This is a genomic window from Clostridium massiliamazoniense, from assembly GCF_001403635.1.
Taxonomy (GTDB): domain Bacteria; phylum Bacillota; class Clostridia; order Clostridiales; family Clostridiaceae; genus Sarcina; species Sarcina massiliamazoniense.
The window spans coordinates 438,135-459,166 of the sequence record NZ_LN879468.1; the positions used below are offsets into that span (position 1 = coordinate 438,135).

At 25.8% G+C, this 21,032-nt stretch carries 16 protein-coding genes; 15 read left to right on the forward strand and 1 reads right to left on the reverse strand.

All coding sequences use genetic code 11. The annotated features are described in order from the left end of the window. The first annotated feature begins 1 nt into the window (after position 1). The 12 genes from ARA19_RS08975 to ARA19_RS09025 all read left to right on the forward strand — a co-directional run bounded on the left by ARA19_RS08975 (position 2) and on the right by ARA19_RS09025 (position 15,731). The gene (locus ARA19_RS08975; protein ID WP_055070634.1) at positions 2–667 is read left to right on the forward strand and encodes a cobalt-factor II C(20)-methyltransferase; all 666 of its coding nucleotides are present in this window, start codon (positions 2–4) and stop codon (positions 665–667) included. 11 nt (positions 668–678) lie between these two features. Beyond that, on the forward strand, positions 679–1,428 hold the full coding sequence (cobM, locus tag ARA19_RS08980) for a precorrin-4 C(11)-methyltransferase (RefSeq protein WP_055070635.1): 750 nt from the start codon (positions 679–681) through the stop codon (positions 1,426–1,428). After that, complete coding sequence (gene cbiG, locus ARA19_RS08985) at positions 1,428–2,423, forward strand: cobalt-precorrin 5A hydrolase (protein ID WP_055070636.1); 996 nt, start codon at positions 1,428–1,430, stop codon at positions 2,421–2,423. The genes cobM and cbiG overlap by 1 nt, the downstream gene beginning before the upstream one ends. Positions 2,424–2,439: 16 nt before the next feature. Beyond that, on the forward strand, positions 2,440–3,168 hold the full coding sequence (gene cobJ, locus ARA19_RS08990; RefSeq protein WP_055070637.1) for a precorrin-3B C(17)-methyltransferase: 729 nt from the start codon (positions 2,440–2,442) through the stop codon (positions 3,166–3,168). Between the two features lie 13 nt (positions 3,169–3,181). Further along, positions 3,182–3,940 carry a cobalt-precorrin-6A reductase gene (locus tag ARA19_RS08995; RefSeq protein ID WP_055070638.1) on the forward strand — a complete coding sequence of 253 codons (759 nt, stop codon included), beginning with the start codon at positions 3,182–3,184 and terminating at the stop codon, positions 3,938–3,940. A 68-nt stretch (positions 3,941–4,008) separates the two neighbouring features. Next, positions 4,009–6,000, forward strand: a complete 1,992-nt coding sequence (locus tag ARA19_RS09000) for an ATP-dependent helicase (protein ID WP_055070639.1) — start codon at positions 4,009–4,011, stop codon at positions 5,998–6,000. A 90-nt stretch (positions 6,001–6,090) separates the two neighbouring features. Then, on the forward strand, positions 6,091–6,264 hold the full coding sequence (locus tag ARA19_RS17575) for a hypothetical protein (protein ID WP_157452242.1): 174 nt from the start codon (positions 6,091–6,093) through the stop codon (positions 6,262–6,264). A gap of 1,035 nt (positions 6,265–7,299) precedes the next feature. Then, positions 7,300–10,806 carry a transglutaminase-like domain-containing protein gene (locus ARA19_RS09005; protein WP_055070640.1) on the forward strand — a complete coding sequence of 1,169 codons (3,507 nt, stop codon included), beginning with the start codon at positions 7,300–7,302 and terminating at the stop codon, positions 10,804–10,806. A 459-nt stretch (positions 10,807–11,265) separates the two neighbouring features. After that, positions 11,266–11,583, forward strand: a complete 318-nt coding sequence (locus ARA19_RS09010; RefSeq protein ID WP_055070641.1) for a hypothetical protein — start codon at positions 11,266–11,268, stop codon at positions 11,581–11,583. A gap of 236 nt (positions 11,584–11,819) precedes the next feature. Beyond that, a complete protein-coding gene (locus ARA19_RS09015) occupies positions 11,820–13,010 on the forward strand; it encodes a M20 metallopeptidase family protein (protein WP_055070642.1) in 1,191 nt (396 codons plus the stop codon). 102 nt (positions 13,011–13,112) lie between these two features. Continuing rightward, positions 13,113–14,084: an RluA family pseudouridine synthase gene (locus ARA19_RS09020; protein WP_055070643.1), complete on the forward strand. Its 972-nt coding sequence runs from the start codon at positions 13,113–13,115 to the stop codon at positions 14,082–14,084. Between the two features lie 36 nt (positions 14,085–14,120). Then, positions 14,121–15,731, forward strand: a complete 1,611-nt coding sequence (locus tag ARA19_RS09025; RefSeq protein ID WP_055070644.1) for a putative polysaccharide biosynthesis protein — start codon at positions 14,121–14,123, stop codon at positions 15,729–15,731. A gap of 56 nt (positions 15,732–15,787) precedes the next feature. On the opposite strand, the gene spoVB is transcribed toward ARA19_RS09025, so the two are convergent. Continuing rightward, positions 15,788–17,299 (reverse strand): stage V sporulation protein B, encoded by a 1,512-nt coding sequence (gene spoVB, locus ARA19_RS09030; RefSeq protein WP_055070645.1) that lies wholly within the window; start codon positions 17,297–17,299, stop codon positions 15,788–15,790. Between the two features lie 162 nt (positions 17,300–17,461). Between spoVB and ARA19_RS09035 the strand changes: the two genes are divergently transcribed. The 3 genes from ARA19_RS09035 (at position 17,462) to ARA19_RS09045 (ending at position 21,007) form a co-directional block, all read left to right on the forward strand. Next, complete coding sequence (locus ARA19_RS09035; protein WP_055070646.1) at positions 17,462–18,730, forward strand: hypothetical protein; 1,269 nt, start codon at positions 17,462–17,464, stop codon at positions 18,728–18,730. Between the two features lie 104 nt (positions 18,731–18,834). Further along, a complete protein-coding gene (locus tag ARA19_RS09040; RefSeq protein WP_055070647.1) occupies positions 18,835–19,377 on the forward strand; it encodes a hypothetical protein in 543 nt (180 codons plus the stop codon). Continuing rightward, positions 19,334–21,007 (forward strand): B12-binding domain-containing radical SAM protein, encoded by a 1,674-nt coding sequence (locus ARA19_RS09045; protein ID WP_055070648.1) that lies wholly within the window; start codon positions 19,334–19,336, stop codon positions 21,005–21,007. Before ARA19_RS09040 ends, ARA19_RS09045 begins: the two co-directional genes overlap by 44 nt. Positions 21,008–21,032 lie beyond the last annotated feature (25 nt).

A 21,032-nucleotide genomic window follows, 5' to 3' on the forward strand; every position in this document is an offset into this window, starting at 1 on the left:
TTTGAGTATTTTATACGGAGTAGGCGTAGGACCGGGAGATAAAGAATTAGTTACAGTAAAGGCATTAAATGCTATTAATAATAGTGAGGTTATAGTTGCACCTAGTGCTGAAGATGGTGGTGAAAGCATAGCTTTTCAAACAGTAGAAGGATATATAACTGGTGATAAAAAAGTATATAAAATGCATTTTCCTATGGGAAAAGCTGATAAAGAAGAAAAAATTAAAAAAATATATGAACTTATATATAGTGAACTTAAGGCAGGAAATAATGTTTCATTTCTAACAATTGGAGATCCATATGTTTATAGTACTTACATACATCTTCTTACTTATATAAAAAGTAAAGGTTTTGATGTGGTAACTATTGCAGGGATAACATCTTTCTGTGCAGCTGCTAGTTTAGTAAATCAAACTTTAGTAGTTGGAAATGAACCATTACTTATATTACCAGCAGCAAGAGTCGATGATATAAAAGATGAAAAATATGTTGTTATTATGAAAGTTTACAAAAACGAAGAAAAGGTAATAAATAAGTTAGAAGAAAAAGGATTTAAGTATGTGTTAGTTAGTAGAGTTGGACGAGATGGAGAAGTTGTATTAACTAATAGGGAAGATATTTTAAATCATAGAGATTATATGTCACTTATAATTGCCAATAAAGAATAGGAGTGAGTTAGATGGTTTATTTTATAGGAGCTGGACCTGGTGATGTTGACTTAATAACAGTAAAGGGAAGAAGTATTCTAGAAAAGGCTGATGTAGTAATTTATGCTGGTTCTTTAGTTAGTAATAAACATTTAGATTTTTGTAAAGATGGATGTAAGTTTTATAATTCTGCATCAATGACATTGGATGAGGTTATTGATGCAATAAAAGAAAGTAAAAATAGTCTTGTAGTTAGACTTCATACTGGAGATCCATCTATTTATGGAGCTATAAAGGAGCAAATGGATGAATTAGAGAAACTAGGCATAAATTATGAAGTGATACCTGGAGTAAGTTCATTTACAGCAGCAGCTTCTGTTATAAAAAAGGAATTTACCTTACCCTCAGTAAGTCAAACAGTAATATTAACTAGAGTTGAAGGGAGAACCCCTGTGCCAGAAAAAGAAGATTTAGAGAAGTTAGCTTCAATAGGGGCTTCTATGGCTTTATTTCTTTCAGTATCAATGATTGATAAAGTAGTTGAAAAACTAAAAAAAGGATATAAAAGAGGAGATGTACCGGTGGCTGTTGTATTTAGAGCTACTTGGAATGATGAAAGTTATATACTTGGAACTCTAGATGATATTGCACAAAAAGTTAAAGAAGCAGGAATAACTAAGTGTGCACAAATATTGGTTGGTGATTTTATTGATTGTGATTATGAAAAAAGTCTTTTATATGATAAAAGTTTTAGTCATATGTTCAGAAAAGGTGAAGAGTAATGATAGGTGTTATCTCAATAAATAAGCAGGGAGATGCCATTGCAAGGAAGATAATATCATACTATGATGATTTAAAAAAAGATGTAAAGTTAGTATCTAAAGTTTTAGATGCTAACTTTAATTTAAAAGAAAGTACAAAGAACTTATGGAATAATTGTGAAGCTATAATTATCATAGGTTCTACAGGTATAGCTGTAAGAGCTATAGCTAGTCTTGTGGAACATAAGTCAAAGGATCCAGCAATAATTGTTATTGATGTAAATGAGTTATTTGTTATAAGTTTGCTTAGTGGACATTTAGGTGGAGCTAATGAATATACCTATGAACTTTCAAAACTTTTAGGTTCTACAGCTGTTATAACTACAGCAACAGATAATATTGGTGTTGAAGCACCTGACTTAATTGCGAAAAGAAATTCTTTAATAATAGAAGATTATAGTAAGATAAAAATAATTTCTAGTGCTTTGGTTAATAGAGAAGAGGTTTATTTTAAAGATGATGAAAATCTCATAAGCATTCCAAAGGGATATAAGAAAACAGATGTAATAAGAAATAATTTATTATGGGTTACTAATAAATTAAATGATGTAAATTATGATGAGAGTACATCTTTAAGACTTATAAGAAGAAATGTGGTTTTAGGCATAGGGTGTCGTAAAAATATTTCGAGTTCTAAACTTTTAGATTTTGTCCTTAAGACTTTAGAAGAAAATAATATAGATAGAAGAGCTGTTATAAAAATAGGTTCAATAGATATAAAAAAAGAAGAAAAAGCAATTGTTAATTTAGCTAAAAGTTTAAATTCAGAGTTTATTACATTTTCTAAGGAGGAAATAAAAGAGGTTCAACATAATTTTGAAGGAAGTGATTTTGTAGAAAAATCTATTGGTGTTAGAGCAGTATGTGAACCTGCTGTTTTATTACTTCATGGGAAGATACTTTTAGAAAAAAGTGCTTTTGAAGGAATGACAATCTCTATTGGAGAGTTAGCATAATTTAGGAGGAATAATAATGGGAACTTTATATGTAATAGGAATAGGACCAGGTGGTATAGAACATATGAGTATAAAAGCCATGGAGACTATTAAAAAATGTGATATTATAGTAGGTTATAATAAATATATAGATATGATTAAAGAAATAATTGAAGAGAAAGAAGTTTATCAAACAGGGATGTTAAAGGAAAGAGAACGTTGCGAAAAAGCTTTAGAACTTTCAAAAAACAATAATGTAGCTTTAGTTAGTACTGGAGATTCAGGTATATATGGAATGGCTGGACTTATATTAGAATTAAAAAAAGATGAGAATGTTGAGGTTATTCCAGGAATAACAGCTTCAAGTGCAGCAGCATCTATTTTAGGGGCTCCACTTATGCATGATAATTGTAATATTAGTTTAAGTGATTTAATGACAAGCTATGATAAAATAAAGACTAGAGTTAGATTAGCAGCTGAAGGGGATTTTATAATTTCTCTTTATAATCCAAAGAGTAAAGGAAGACCACATTACTTAATGGAATCAATAAATACTATAAGAGAATATAGAGCTGGAAATACTCCTGTTGCAGTAGTAACTAATGCTTTAAGGGATGGTCAGGAAGTTGAATATTATACACTTGATACATTTACAGATGAGAATGTTGGGATGATGTCTATAGTTATAATAGGAAATTCTGAAAGCTATTATAAGGATGGGTTATTTGTAACACCAAGAGGATATAATTTGACTAGAAGTAAATAAAGGAATGATTGAAATGATAGGATTAATATTAGGAACTTCAGAGGGGAAAATTATACTTGAAGAATTAACAAAGCATACTAATAATTTATTTGTTTCTACAGCTACAACTTATGGTGGTGAACTTTTAAAGGACTTTAATATTAAATATTTAAATACTGAACCTTTAACAAGAGATGAGTTGTTAAATAAGGCTAAAGAGTTAGGATTAAGGTTAATATTAGATGGAACTCATCCCTATGCAAAAGAAATAAGTGAAAATATTTTATATGTTTGTAAAGAGTTAAAAATAGATTATTTAAGATATGAAAGAAAAGGAGCTCTTAAAGATTTTCAATATAATAATATAATTAGAATTTCAGAACTTAATGAGCTAATAGATATAGATAAGCAAATTAAAGGACCAATTCTAAATACATTAGGTGGAAATACTTTAGGAACAATTATTAATTTAAATTTAAGTAATAGAATAATTCATAGAGTCCTTCCGGCTGAAAATATTATAAAGAAAATGTTAGATTTAAATATAAAAATTGAAGATATAATAGCTATAAAAGGACCTATTAATAAGGAATTAAATAAAAGTTTTTTAAATCAATATGGTTGTGATGCTATTTTAACTAAGGATAGTGGTATTTCTGGAGGAGCATTGGAAAAAGCAATGGCTGCTAGAGAAACTGGGGCAAAATTAATAATTTTAGAAAAACCAGAAGTTAATTATGGGAAAACAATGTATGACTTAGAAGAGGTTATTAGTTATTTAATTAATTATTAAATTAATGATTACAATTATATAATTTAGGGCTATAATATTAATAGTTTAAGCAATTTAGGAGGATATTGATGTTTAAAAATTTAGATAAATTTCAAAGACAAGCTGTAGAAGATAAAGGTGATAATACATTAATAGTTGCACCTCCGGGTTCAGGAAAAACCACTGTTATAATACATAAAATTACTAAATTAATTAATGAAGGCATTAGCCCTAAAAATATAGTTGTACTTACTTTTACTAAGGCTGCTGCTGAAAATATGAAGGAAAGATTTAAAAAAATATCTAATAGTGATAGCGCTCCCTTCTTTGGTACTTTTCATGGGCTATTTTATAAAATTCTTTTAAGATATTATGGAGAAATAAAGCTTATAAGTGCTGGGGAAAGTTATGGTGTTATAAAAAAACAACTTAAAGAAATAACTGAGGATGTAAGTGATGATAAAGTAAAAGAAGTATTAAATAATATTTCAGCAAGAAAAAGCTCTTTAAGGACTGGAGAAGCATTTAAAGCAACTTTAGATGAAAAAATATTTTTAGATTCTTATAATGCTTACGAAAATTATAAGGAATATAAAAATTTATGGGACTTTGATGATTTACAAATAAAGACCCTAGAACTATTAGAAGGGAATAGTAAACTTTTAGATAGTTATAGAAGTCTTTTTAAATATATGTTAGTTGATGAATTTCAGGATTGTGATGATATACAAATAGAATTTTTACAAAGAATTGAATCGAAGCTTTTTGCTGTTGGAGATGAAGACCAATGTATATATTCTTTTAGGGGTTCTAATCCAGAAGTTATGGTTAGGTTTGAAGATTACTTTCCTAATGGCAAGAAAATATATTTAAAATACAATTATAGAAGTGTAAAAAATATAGTAAGCACAGCTAAAGAAATTATAGATTGTAATGTAAATAGAAACAAAAAAGATATAATGCATTCAAAGGATATGGAAGGTATTATTGAATTTAAAAGACCTTTTGATGAAAGTGAACAAAGTAAGATTATATCTGATAAAATACTTAATTTTAAAAAAGATAATGTTGCATTCAGTAATAATGCTATATTATATAGAACAAATATGGAATCAAGAAGTATAATTGATGCTTTTATTAGATACAAAATACCTTTCAAACTTTTAGATAAGGAATTTAATTTCTTTAAACACTTTATTTGTGAAGATTTAATAGCTTATCTTAGATTATCTTTAGATCCATATAACAGAGATGCTTTTACAAGAATAATAAATAAACCTTATAGATATATTTCAAAAACATCTATAAATAAATTTAATAGTGAAAAAGAGAGATTAGATGTCTTTGATTTATTATTGAAGTATGGAGAAGTGCATCCCTTTCAAGTGAAAAAAATAGAAGATCTTAAAGAAGATGTTATAAGTTTGAATAGAATGACCTTAGGAGTAGCTATAGAATTTATACTAAGTGATTTATGTTATATGGATTATTTAAAAGACTATAGTTCAAAATATAATCAAAGCATAGATGAACTAATGGAAATAGTTGAAGAATTTAAAATATCAGCAAGGGATTTTAATAAAATACTCCCATTCTTAACACATATAAAAGAAGTGGAAGAAAACTTAGCAGAGGCTAGAAGTTTAAATGTAGACTCGGTGATACTTAGCACTATCCACGGTGTTAAAGGTATGGAATTTAAAAATGTTTATATGATAAATGCTGTTGTTGATAGTATGCCACATAAAAACGCTGAAAATATAGAAGAAGAAAGAAGACTTTTCTACGTTGGAGCTACTCGCGCCATAGATAATCTTTATATTTTTTCACCTAAAAGTGTTAAAGGCAACTTTAAAGATAGGAGTCCATTTATACCTATATCATTAGTGGGGAATGAAGGAGATGAACACTACAAAAGTGACTTTAAAAAAGGTCAAAGAGTTAGAAGTAAAACCTATGGAGAAGGTACTGTTGAAGATGTAACTAAAGATGTAGTTAAAGTTTTCTTTGGTGATAATACCCTTAGAATGTTTAAAATAAGAGTTGTTGTTGAAAGTAACTTATTAGAGATATTAGAATAGGACTTAGTTTAGTTGTGGACTGTATTGATTACAATTTCAATAAAACTATTATAAATTAAGCAATTTCAAAATGGATAGGAGCAATGCATTATGAATATGGGAGAAAATTTTTTTGAAAATTTTGATTTTGACTATGAATTCAAAGAACCAAAGGATAGAGAAGATGAATACGAAGATGGAATCAGGTGTGAGATCTGTGGGAGAATTATAGAAGACTATAAATTTCTTGATGAAGAGATTTGTGAAAGGTGTTCTAGGTTGTAGATGAACTAAAAAAGCGGAAGCAGAATTAATTAAATTTTATAATTAATTATTATTAAATTATAAAAATAGTATAAATAAATTTAGAGTAGATAATTTATAGAAAAATAGATTATCTACTCTTATTTTTTAGTACCATTTTTTAATTAATAATTATTTTTCATTCTTTTTTGAAGTTTTATTCATTTTACCTTGTGATTCATTTACTACTCTATTTGCTACTTTATTAGCTAATTTTTCACTTGGTTTTTTTATAGTTTCCATTTAAAACACCTCATTTTGATAATAATTATTTTTCATTCTTTTTTATTCTTTTTTGAGCTTTGTCCATTTTTCCTTTTGCTACATCTAACATTTGTTCATTTACTTTTTTAGTTGAAGTTTTCATTTGTAACACCTCATTTAATATATAATCTGGTTAATGATAATTTATAATATAAAAATTAATTTGAACTAATTATTATATTATATTTATAGTATTTCTTATAAAAGAATATATATGTTATATAATGTATGGACATTTATCTTTAAATTTATTGATTAAGATTAATTTAACTGAATTTTAATAAAATAAAAAAGTAAGTAATAAATTCTGAAGATATATATTTTATAAATATATAATAAAGACTAGCTATCTAGAAAATATAATATTAATTAAAGTGATTTTTTATGATTACAGTAAATGAATTAGAAAATAAATAAAATAAATATTACTAGACTTGTAATAAAATTATACGTATTGAATAAACAAAATTTGTTAAAAAAAACATCTATATATAATTATTGCTTTTAGATTAGTGTGTTATTGACAATATCCCATGACGATTTTCAGAGTATTATAATTATAAAATAAAGATAAATTTCTTTAGTTTTATATAATTTTATTTTTAAAATTTAAAATCTAATTAAAACAAATTACAATTTTATACTTTTTATAATATATATTACTTGTGATTAAAGAATATAATGTATATAATATTTACGTTAAATAATTTTTTAAATTATATTAAATAAAATATTAAAAAATGGAGAGTAATTATGAATAAGACAGCAAAAGCTATTGCTATAATGATGGCTGTTTCATCAATAGTAGTTGTAGGAAGACCTATAATAAAAAAAGATACTAAAGTTAAAAATGTAAAGGTATTAACAAATAAGAATAAGAATACTAGTATACAGGAAGAAATAAAAATTAATAATGTTTGGAATCAAAGTTTATTTAATGTAAGTATAAAAGATGGAATATTAAATATAACTAAAGGATGGTCTGAGATAAACCCCTATGCCAAAGGAAATTTAGTATTTACTATAGAAGAACCTAATGGAACTATATTAAAAACAGTATCATTCAAACATGGAACTTACCCAGAAAATGAAGCTTTTAATGAATTAAATGGATATAAATTAGAGATAGGTAATATAATAAGTATAACTTCTAATACAGGATCTAAATATATTATTAATAATACAAGTGAATCAAAAACAGTGGCATATCAATATACAGATTCTGGATTAAAACAGATAACAAAAAGTGCTTATGATATTAAGGCATTAAATAATGGTGGCGATAATACAGAAGTTTTTTGTAAGGTAAAGCCAAATATTGAAGTTACTTTTATGGTTAATGGAAAGAAAACTACAGCGATTTCAAATAGTGAAGGATTAGTCAATGTAAATTTAAATGCTAGTATAGGAGAGATAATAACTATTCAACCTTATAATGAATTAGAAAGTACAACTATAGTAAAACCTAATCCAAATAATTATATACTTCAAGGCGAAAATATAAATATAAAAGATGTTTGGAATTATGGTATCGTTAATATAGGATTTAATTATAATAATACTTTAAAAGTAATTAATGAAGGAGGAGAAACAAATCCTTATTATACTGGTAATGATGCAATGACTGTTTCTTTATTAAATAAAAATGGTGAAGTTATATCAACTAAAACATTTAAAGGTGGAGTTATAGCTGGAGAAGCTTTAGCAAAAGAGTTAAATGGGAAAAAATTTGAGTATGGTGATTCTATTCAAATAATATCTAATTCAGGAGAACATATTAATAGTAATAATAAATCATATAAAGGTAATATTTTATTTAAGCTAACTAAAAAAGGTATAGTTGCAGAAGGGTTCAACAATAAAAATTTTAGGGCTTTATATTCAACTAATGGAACTATTGTAACTGGAACAACTTTACCGAATTCTACAGTAGTCATAACTGCTAATAATAAAGAATATACAACCACTTCTAATAAAAATGGTGAATTTACTTACAATTTAGGTAATGATATAAAGGTAGGAAATTTAATATATATTAATGCAAATGAAAATACATACCCTGAAATTGTTACTTTAAATACTAAGAGTTTTAAAATTTCTAATTATAATATAAAGATATATAATAATTGGGGGAGTTTAGTTCAAATTCTTAAATTTAATCCAAGCAATATGAAAATAGATGCTGAGGGATATAATGCTTTTTTAGGGGCTAATGCTGTAGGAAATGCTATTCAAATGGAGATATATAATCCTAAAAATGCTCAAATTATTGCTGGTGGGATGTTTGCAGGACGAGAGAATACAACAAAGTTTCATGATGCTTTTAATGATAAATCATTTAATTATGGCGATGTTATTTCCGTATGTTACAATCCATCACAATCTAAAGTAACTATAAATGAGAATAATACTAGTGTAGGATATACATCTCAATATATTCAATATTATGAAATAACACCTAATGGATTAAAGCCTTATACTAATCAATTAATTGTTAACCCTTTAAATATATTAACTAAAAATAGCACAAAGAATTTTACTTTAACAGGAAAGTCAATTCCTAATACAGCTGTAAGTGTTACTTGCAATGGTCAAAAATTTACAACTACTTCAGGTAATGAGGGTCAATATAGTATTAATATAAATACAAAGGAACCTGTAACTTTAGAAACACCTATAGTTGTATCTTCTTTTAATACAGTACCAGTAACTACTTATCTTTCTTATAAAAATAAATTACAAGATACTTCAGGAATATATATTACACAAAGAAGTGTTGGAAAAGATTTAGGTGAACTTACTTTCAATCCTGTTACGATGAAAACACAATGGGAGGGTTATGGAATATTCAATAGCATAAATCCTAAAAATCCAACAACTTATAGTAAAGATTCCATAACTTCTGTCAATAAAGCCGTATTGGATAGTAAATATGACGGGAAAGTATTTTCAATAAATATTGAAAATTCTAAAGGAAAAGTAATATTAAATAAATCTTTTAATGGAAATAATAGTGTTGCTGAATTAATAAACTCTATTAACAATATTTCATACAATTTTGGGGACAAAGTAACTATATATGCTAAACCAGGAGTATTACATGTAAATGCTTGTAATAATGGTAAGGCTGTTACTTCTAATAACGATATTAAATCAGTGATTATAACACAAAATGGATTAGTAGATGGCGTTAAAGGGCAAAGAGTTTATAATACTCCTTTCAATATATCAGATTATTATGCAGAAAAAGGTATGGTTTCTACTGGATTAACTGCTAGTGGATGGGATTCTAGTTCTGAAGGACAAGCAAAAAGTATTGTAATGAATCAAGCCATGAAGGAAGCTGTAAATAATGCAATAAAAGGATGTATTACAGACTATGAAAAAGCTAAGGCTATATATAAGTTAGTGTCACCAATTCCTTATATAAGTGCTGGTGGAAATACTATTAATACTTGGGAACATGGGGGAGTTTGTTATAATAAAGCAAAACTTTATGTTGCAATGTGTCAATATGCGGGGCTATGCTCAAGGGTTGTAACAGGATATGTTAATACGCCTGGACCATATGAAACTTATGGTGGATATCATTCTTGGAATCAAGTATGGTTACAAGGTCAGAATAGATGGGCTACAGTAGATACAACTTGGCATATGTTTGATTGTGGTAAATTTGTTAATTCAAGTAGACATAGTTTTTCTGTTCAAATAACTGCGTGGAATCCTAATAGGTCCTATGAAAGTTATTTTGTAAATGATCCTTCTATGGCTTGGTATCATACAGGAGAAATTTGGAATGGATCCTTATATTATAATTTTAATTTAGGAAATAATCCTGCATTTAGAAATCTATTTAAAGATATCTATCCATCAAATATAGAAATAGTAAATGGATGGGGAAGTAATGCTGCAGATATACAATTAAATCAAGAAAATCACACATTTATAGTAAGCGGATCGAATCAGTATTTAGGTGGATACACTTCAAATCATTTTATGAGTATTTCTTTAATTGATGGATCAACAGGAAAAGTTATTTCAACATTTAATGCTAATGGTAATACTCCAACATCATCACTTTCTAAATACTTAAGTGGAAGATCTTATAAAATAGGAGACATATTAGAATTTAAGTATAATGTAAATCAAGGAAATTTAATTGTTTCAAATAATCATAAACAAATTAATGTGAATAAAAATAAAAATACTCAATATGTAAAAATAACAAGCAATGGATTTGAAATGGTTAATTTTAAATAATCTTTCTAATGTATTAAAGAGGTTATTTGATTGGTAATATAAAACAATAAATAAAAAAGAGCTAACTTCAAAATTTCGCTTAAGTATAGCTCTTTTTTATAATATAATTTACAAATAATTATATAGGTATTTATGTTAAAAGATAAAGTGTTGATGTAATCTATTAGAGATTTTAAAAATCACTGTGGAATTAATAAGATTATATTTGAAGACTTAATTTCTTGGTTAAATAATTCTAGGTATACTATGACTATTTTGTTGTAAAACAAATTTTAACAATGTTATTTTTTATTTAAGTTATTATTACAAAAGATCGATTCCATTCAATATGAAAAAAAGTAGGAAGTACAGAAGATTATATTCTTAGCAATATATTTTATGTAACTTGGATATACTAATTCATATAAATTTTTATTTTATTTAAATTAAGTCTTAATTGATTATTTATAGGAGGAGTATATGAATTTTTTCGATTTTAATAGAGAAGATTGGGTAAAATATTTGGCTAAAATTAAAGTTAATGAAAATGGTATTTTAACAGAGAAGGAGCAGGAAGCTTATGATAAGTTTCTTATGAAAGAAGCTTCTGGTGATAAAGAAAAAAATCGTTACCATAAAGAACTTCAAAAAGATGTAGATAATGAAATTCTTAAAATAGCGCAAACAGAAAAAAATGTAGAAGATTTAGAAATGTATAAAATCTATGCTGATGAATTAAAAAATAATAAAGATGAAATAGAAGAAGATGAAGTTGCAAATTCTGAATTTGAATGGTGACTTTTAAAAGGATTTAGTAGAAAAGTATCTAAATCCTTTTTTTATTTTTTGATTTAGTGTATCATTGAAAAGTACATTACAAAAATACTTGTAAAAAAATACAATTTTCTATCTAATACTTTAATAAAGTATAAAATATTTTATGATTAATTGAACCTTTACATCTCATAATATATAATTTAATAGATGTTTTAATATTAATATTAGTATATATTAATATTTTAGGAGTTATACTTATGGAATGTTTTGATTTAGTAACAGAGGTTTTAAAAATTAAAAATGAGGTAATTAATTTAAGAAGGTATTTTCATCAGTATCCAGAATTAGGACTTGAAGAATTTAATACTTCTAAAAAAATAAAAGAGTTTCTTGATTCTGAAAATATAAAAAATTTTTCTTTTTCAAAAACAGGTATTTGTGGAATAATAGAAGGAACTAAAAACTCTACTTTAAAAAAATGCATAGCATTAAGAGCTGATATGGATGGACTTCCAATTAAAGAAAAAAATATATGTTCATATAAGTCAAAAAATATTGGTAAAATGCATGGCTGTGGACATGATGCTCATATGGCAATTTTACTTGGAGTTTCTAAGATTTTAAATAGAAATAAAGATAAATTCTCAGGGATTATTAAATTAATATTTGAACCAGCAGAAGAAACAGTTGGTGGAGCAGTTCTTATGATTAAAGAGGGAGTCCTACAAAATCCTAAAGTTGATATTATAGTTGGATTACATGTTGAAGAAGAACTTGATACTGGAAAAATAATGATAAAAGAGGGAGCTGTGAATGCGGCATCTAATCCATTTTCAATCAAGATAATGGGAAAAGGAGGTCATGGAGCATATCCTCATAAAACTATTGATCCTATAGTAATAAGTTCTCAAATTATAATGGGAATTCAAAGTATTATAAGTAGAAGAATAAATATAGTCAATCCAGCAGTAATTACTGTGGGAAGTATACATGGAGGTAAGGCACCTAATGTTATACCAGATGAAGTTATTTTAAAAGGGATTATTAGAACAACAGAAGCAGAACAAAGAAATTTTACAAAGAAAAAACTTTTTGATACTGTAGATGCTATATGTTCCTGTAATGATGCTAATTATAGTATTGATATAGAGGAAGGTTATCCTATTCTTAATAATAATTCTCAGGTTACCAACTTAGTTATTAAAAATGCTAAAAGTATTCTAGGAAATGAAAATGTTAAAAATCAAAAGGTTACTAAATTAGGGGTTGAGAGCTTTGCTTACTTTTCAAATGAAATTCCAGCAGCCTTTTATTTTTTAGGTGTTAGAAATGAAGCAAAACATATAGTAGATCCAGCTCATAGTCCAAATTTTAATTTAGATGAAGATGCATTGGAAATTGGGGTAATGTTACAATGCAAAATAGCTTTAGATTATTTGAATAATTAAAATTAGGTTATATATTTTGTTAAGGATTAAATTTATTTTAATATATTAAGAAGTAAGTAAACATTAAAAGATAAGAAAAGAAAAAACAATAGGAGTGATTTAATGAATATACAAATAGGTTCAAATGAAGCGGGACAGAGATTAGATAAATTTTTAAGAAAGTTATTAAAAGATGTTCCATTAAGTGCAATTTTCAAAGCTCTTAGAAAAGGTGATATAAGAGTAAATGGAAAAAAACAAAAGGAGAAATATGTACTAGAAGAGGGAGATCAACTTGTAATAAAGTATATTCAAAGTAATGCTAAAAAGAATAAAACTAAGAATTTTCAAATGGTTGACTCAAGTAAAATTAGAATTGTATACGAAGATGAAAATATGGTTCTTGTTGAAAAATGGCCTGGAGTATTAGTACATTCAGATAAAAAGGATGGTCCACCAAGTTTAAATGATTATGTATTATCCTATTTATACAAAAAAGGAGATTATACTCCAGAGTCAGAAATTACTTTTACACCAGCACCATGTAATAGACTAGATAGAAATACATCTGGGATAGTATTCTTTGGTAAAAACTTCGAATCATTAAAGTTATTAAATGAAATGATTAGAGAAAGAACAGTAAAAAAATATTATTGTGCTTTAGTAAAAGGAAGAATAAAAGACGGTAAATATGAAGCATATATTACTAAAGACGAAGAGTACAATAAATCAACTGTATATAATGAAAATAGACCAAATACTAAAAAAATAGCTATGGATGTTAAAACTATAGAAAGTAATGGTGCTTATTCTTTAATAGAAATAGAATTAATAACTGGTAGAAGTCATCAGTTAAGAGCTCACTTGGCGTTTTTAGGAAACCCTATAATTGGAGATTTTAAATATGGTGATAAAGAGTTAAATTCATTCTATGAAAATAAATATGGATTAAATTATCAATTCTTATATGCTTATAAAGTAGTATTTAAAGAGGTACCAAGTAAGTTTGGATATTTAAAAAATAAAACAGTAGCTGAGTCATTACCTCCTATATTCAAAAAAATAAAAAGAGACGTATTTAAGTTCGTAATCTAGTTTTATAAAATAAATTTTATTTAAGGGGTTAAAATTATGAAAGAACAATCAACAACTAAGGGTTTTGCTATGTTGTCTCTTGCTGGTATAGTTGCTAAGATATTTTCTTTGATTTATGTACCAGCACTGACAAGAATTTTAGGTAAGGAAGGTATGGGGATATACTTCCAAGTTTATGATGTCTTTGTATTTGTTTATGCTTTACTAAACATAGGAATGCAAACAGCAGTTGCAAAATATGTTTCAGAATTAGGGGCTATTGGGAATCATAAAGATGCATTGAGAAGTTTTAAAATATCTAGAACTTTATTATTTCTAATAGGTAGTTTATTTACTATGCTTCTTATATTTAGTGCACCAATTATATCAAATATGGTACATAATAAAGATATTACTTATGGACTTATACTTATAGCACCAGCTATATTAATAACTTCCTTACTAGCTACTTATAAAGGCTACTTTCAGGGAATAAATCAAATAAAACCTGTTGCAATTGCATCAGTGTTAGAACAAATTGCTAATGTTTTATTTAGTTTATTGTTTGCAGCTATACTTATAAAAATTTCTGTTCCATTAGGTAGTGCTGGTGGAACTTTAGGAACTTCCTTAGGAGCATTAATTGCTTTAGCTTATTTAATTTATGTTTTTTATATATTTAGATTGGATAAAATAGCTAAAGAAAGTCATAATCCATCAACTTCTAGAGTGAGGACTAAAAGAATTATTAGAACCATGGGGATGTATGCTTTACCTATAATGCTTAGTTCTGGACTTCAAAATTTCGGAAATGTAATTGATATGGCTAATGTACAAAGTAGACTTGTTTATGCTGGTTATACAACGACAAGAGCTAATGAAATGTATGGATTATTGGGACAATGGAGAACTTTAATAAATATTCCTTTATTATTTGCGACATCTCTTGGATTAGTAATATTACCAGTTATATCTAAAGCTAATGTTCTTAAAGATAGGGCAACAATAAAAGAAAAAATGTTTTTTTCTTTTAGAGTAACATATTTACTATCTATTCCGGCAGCTTTTGGACTAGCTACTTTAAGTAAGGAAGTATATAAATACATATATGGAAGTACAGATGGACATTTAATGATGGTTTTAGGTTCCATAGTAGTGGTTCTTATGTCTATTGTACTTATCCAAAATATAATTTTGCAAGGATTAAGCAATTTTTATTATGTAATTTTTACTTTAATTATAGGTCTTGGAATTAAATTTATAACTAATTATATTTTAGTTGGTAATCCGAAAATAAATATATACGGTGCAATAGTCGGGTTTATTCTTTGTTTTTTAATATCGATGATACTTAATAATAGAAAATTAAAGAAAGTTCTTAATATAAAAATAAATAATCTAATAGTATTTGCAAAACCATTACTAGCATCTATATATATGACTGTAGGTATAGTGCTTTTTAAAATTATAGTTTATTCATTTGTTGATATAAATACTTTAAATCCACTTATAGGAGTATTAATGCTTTTATTTATGGTTGCTTTAGGTGGTGTTTTATATCTACATGGAATTATAATTCTTGGAGCAATAAAGAAAGATGATGTTGTTTCATTATCACCATCTTTATATAATAGAATTCCTAGTTTTATTAGTAAGAAGTTTAAATAAAAGTTTAATATAAGAAATGACAAAAAGGAGGTTAATTGCAACCTCCTTTTAGTATTTTATTTAACAACAATTTTTTTATTCTTAGTGGACATTATCAATAAGAAGAATAATAAAACAGTTAGTGAAGCTATTAGAAAACTTTGAATTCTATAATCCAGTGTTGGAGTTAAAGAAATAATTAACTTAAAAACATTAAATGCAAAAATAGAAGCAAGTGTATATATCAATATATTAACTATAGATATTTCTATATTTATAACTTTATATACTTCATATAAGTTTAACATTAATGATATGATAGAAACTATAGCCATTGTTATAGCATAGGACATTATATTTATTGACGGAATAGCTGTTAAAAAGAATAATAGGGTTATTTCTAGTACTTCTGTTATTATTGTATTTTTTAATATTATATTTGGCTTATCTAAGCCATTTAATATACCAAACATTGTATTAGATGCAAATAAAAAAGGCATTGAAATAGAGGCTGCTCTAATATATAAACCTAAATCATCTCTTTTAAAAAATAAATATCCTAAGGAATTAGGAATACATAAACAGAGAATAGTGGTACATATTCCTATAAGAAATGATATTTTTATTACATTCTTTATTCTTCTAGATGCAGATCTCATATTATCATTACTTAAACTTTTAGATAAATCTGGTATTATTAATGTATTTAATGATCCTATAACTATCAAAGGAAATGTTACAATTGCTAAAGCCATTCCAGAATATTTCCCTATTAGAGCTAGTGCTTCTGAGTATTCAAATCCAGCTTTCATTAATTGTCGTGGAACTATAAGTGTAGAAATAGTTGAAAATGTGCTTATTAAAAAACCATTAAGACAAAGAGGTATTGATGTTATTAATACATCCTTTAAAAGTTCCTTTTTACTTTTGCACATATTGTAATTAACTGGTATTTTCCTAACTGTATGTTTAAAAGCACCATAAAGTAGAATAAGACTTTGAAATTCTCCAAGACATATAGCTAAATAGGCTAACATAACTAATATTTCTAATTTATCTGTTTTAAATATTAATAATAATACAAAAATTAGTACGATTCTAAGAGATTTCTCAAATATATCTATGAATGCCGGGATTTTTATATTTGTTGTTCCATAAAAATACCCTTTTAATATGTTGGATAAAGCAATACATACCATGGCAGGTGATGTTATCATTATTGCCTTAACTGTTCTAGGGTCTTTAACCCAGTATTCTCCTATAGTTGGTGAAAGAAAAAATACCAATATTCCTATTAAAAAAGCCCAAATAAAATTAAAAGTAGCAACTGTTTTCATGGTTTTTAAGATATTATTAAAATCATTTTTGGCCGAATAGACTGCTGTTATTTTTGAAATTGAAGCAACTACCCCTGCAGTCATAAGTGATATAAAGAGATTATATATTGGCATTACTAAGCCAAACAATCCAACACCTTCAGGACCTAAAATTTTAGATAAATATATGGAAAATACAAACCCAAGTACACCAGTAGTTAAATTTGATGTTGTAAGTAGAAAAGAATTTCGATAAAAATTATCTTTACTCATTCCTAAAGGTACCTCCTTTCTGATAGAAGTTTAACAGTAAAGAATATTCTGTAGATATATGAAATATTCTAAAAATAATAAATATTATGTTTTTAAATACATAATTTTTCTTAAATAGCAATCATATAATTTATAGATATTAATTTAATTTGGTGGAGGGATATGAAAAAGACAAGTATTATAATAAGTGCCGTAATATTGATTTTAGCTACTTCTTTTTTTATTTTTTTTAATATTAAATTTAATGAAGATTATATAAGTGAAAGTTATAATTATGAAATATTATCAAAAAAATTAGAAGGAGCTAAATCTTTTGATTTTTATCATAATGGTGAGATTTATATTTCTCAAGGTGATGAAATAATAAAAATAAACAAAGATAATTCAAAGGAAGAAGTTTTAAAAAAAGAAGGACAGAATATTGGCGAAGTTAAAATAAGTGGTGAAAAGTTATTTTTTATTTTAGATGAAAAGCTTATGTATTATAATTTAAAAACAAAGGAAGAAAAAATAATTTTAAACAATATTCCTAATTATAAAAATGTAGAGAAAAATAAGCTGTTAATAATGGATAATAATTTATTTTTAACTATAGATTCGGCTACTAATGCTGGAATACTCAATGAAGAGGATTTAAGTTTAAATCCTAATAATCAAGGAGAGAAATATCCTATTAATTTAGAATTTAATGAAAAGCATACTGCCTCTTTGTCTGAAGATAAGGAGGTTGAAAATGAGAAGAAAATAGAGAATAAAGTTTTAAGTACTGCTTCAGTGCTCAAAATAGATATGAATACTTTTGAGAGTGAATTATTTGCTTATGGTATTAAAAATATTTTAGGAATTGATTATGATTGTAATAAAAAAATATACATTACTGTAGGGGGGATAGAAGAAAGTGGAGCAAGACCTTTATATGGAGATGTAGATTATATTTATACATTAACTAATACATGGTATGGATGGCCAGATTATAGTGGAGGAGATCCAGTTAATTCTCCAAGGTTTCGAGAGCAAGGAAAAGTAAAACAAGGTTTTTTATTAAAAAAACATCCTAATATTCCACCAGCACCGTTTTATCAAAATGATGAAATTAATTCTTTAGGAAGATTAGCTATAGATAAAGATGGTGTATTAGGAACAAAAGATTCTATTATAATTTATGATAAAAATGAAGAAAGCTTAATAAGTCTTAATAAATCTGGAGAAAAAAAAGAATTAATGAAAATAAAAAATAGCTTTTTAAGTGACTTAAAGTTTTATAATAATAATTTTTATTTTTTAGATAATAAAAATGGATATTTAGTTGAAATCAAATGTAATAAGAAAAGAATGGTATTAGGTAGTGTTTTTTTTATATTATTATTAATTACTTTAACATTGATAATAATAGCTATAAGTTTCTTTTTTAAATTAATAAGGAAAAAATAATAAAGCAACCCTTTTAGGGTTGTTTTATTATGGTAAAAAATGTAAAATTAATTTAGATATAAGTTATATCAATATATCACATAAAATTTATTAGGGGTGAAATTATGAATATTAAAGGAAAAAGATTATTTGTTGATTTAACTTTTTTTTCTCCAAAGGGAAATGTCTTAGATATAAGTAATGATAATACAGGAATTATATACAATATTACTAAACATAATAATGATTTAGTTGATATAGATGATTGTAAGTTATCAGATGAGATGATTTATGATAATTGTGCAGTTTTTTTTGTTTGTAGTATGGTTAGTAAATTAGAATTAGAAAATATGTTTAATGATATAAATAAATCATTAAAGGAAAATGGTGAAATTTATATATGGGATAGAGTAAAGGAAAAGGGGAAGATTGTGAGAGATGATATTTATGCTTTATTACCAAATAAAATAACTAAAAACTTTAAATATACTAATTTAAATCCTTTTGTAGAATTTAAATTAGATAATATAGAAAAAATACTTGAAAAAAATTTTGATATAGCAGAAACTATTATTTGGGATAAAATAATGTATCTCAAGCTTAAAAAGAAGGGAACGAATAAGGATGAAAATATTATTAGTAGGGATAAACTCGAAATTTATACATAGTAATTTAGCTATAAGATATTTAAAAGCCTATTCACAGGACTTGAATTACGATTGTATGATAAAGGAGTTTTCTATAAATGATAGGATAGAAAATGTTTTAGAAGGAATAATAGAAGAAAAAGCAGATGTTGTTGCATTTTCTTGTTATATTTGGAATATGGAGTTTATAAATAAACTTGCAGTACTTATGAAATTAGTGAATCCTAAATTAGAAATACTATATGGGGGGCCAGAAGTTTCATATGGTGCCAAGGAATATTTAGAAAGTCATCCAGGAGAATATTTAATAGAGGGTGAAGGGGAAGTAACATTTAGGGAGTTTGTTGAATATAAATTAGGATATAAAACTTTAAATGAAATAGATGGTATTTATTATAAAATAGATAATGAGATATTATTTAATAGAAGAAGAAAAGATATGGATATGAATGATCTTATATTTCCTTATGAAGAAAATGAGGATATAGAAAATAAAATAGTTTATTATGAAGCAAGCAGAGGATGTCCATTTAAATGTTCTTATTGTTTATCTTCTGTAATGCATGGAGTAAGATTTTTAGATATAAATAGAGTAAAAAAAGAGTTAACTTATTTCATGAAAAAAGAAATACCATTAGTTAAATTTGTTGATAGAACTTTTAATTGTAATAAGAAATTTACTAAAGAACTTTTAGAGTTTTTAATTGAACAAGATACAAAAACAAGATTTCACTTTGAAATAGCTGCTGATATATTAACAGATGAAGAAATTGAATTGTTAAATAAGGCACCTAAAGGTAGATTTCAATTGGAAATAGGAGTTCAAACTAGCAATATAGAGGTTCTTCATAATATAAACAGAGTTATAACCTTTGAAAATCTTCAAGATAAAGTTTTAAGAATAGCTAAGAATGGAAATGTTATGCAACATTTAGATCTGATAGCAGGACTTCCAGGTGAAAATATGGAATCTTTTAAAAGGTCATTTAATGATGTTCATTCTTTAAATCCTGATGAAATACAATTAGGATTCTTAAAATTATTAAAGGGATCATCAATGCGATTAGATGCTGAAAAGTGGGGAATAGTATATTCACCTTACGCACCTTATGAAATAATTAGAAGTAGTGATATTAGTTATGATGAACTTTTAACTTTAAAGAAGGTTGAACATATAACTGATAAATATTATAACTCAGGAAGATTCAAAAATTCTATTAAATTAATATTAGAGCAATATACATCACCTTTTGATTTATATTATGATTTAGCTAATTATTTTATAGAAAAAGGTTATTTTAAGAGAAGTTTATCAAATTTAGATTATTATAATGCATATTATTCATTTTTCAAAAATAAAATTAACTCTGAAGATGTAATTTTATTTGAAGAGTTATTAAAATACGATTATTTAAATTATAATAATAAAAAATGGATACCAGAATTTTTATTTAGAGATATTACGAAAGAAGAAGAGCGTAGTATAAGAGAAATAGTTAAGGAAAGATTTAATATTAGTAATTTAAAAAAATATCATATAGAAAAATTTAGAATAAATATATTAAAGTACTTAGATAAAGGTGAATATTTATTAGAAAATACTTATATTATATATGATGAAAATAACATGGTGACACTTTTAGAAGTTTAAAAATATTACATTAATTTCTAGCTTA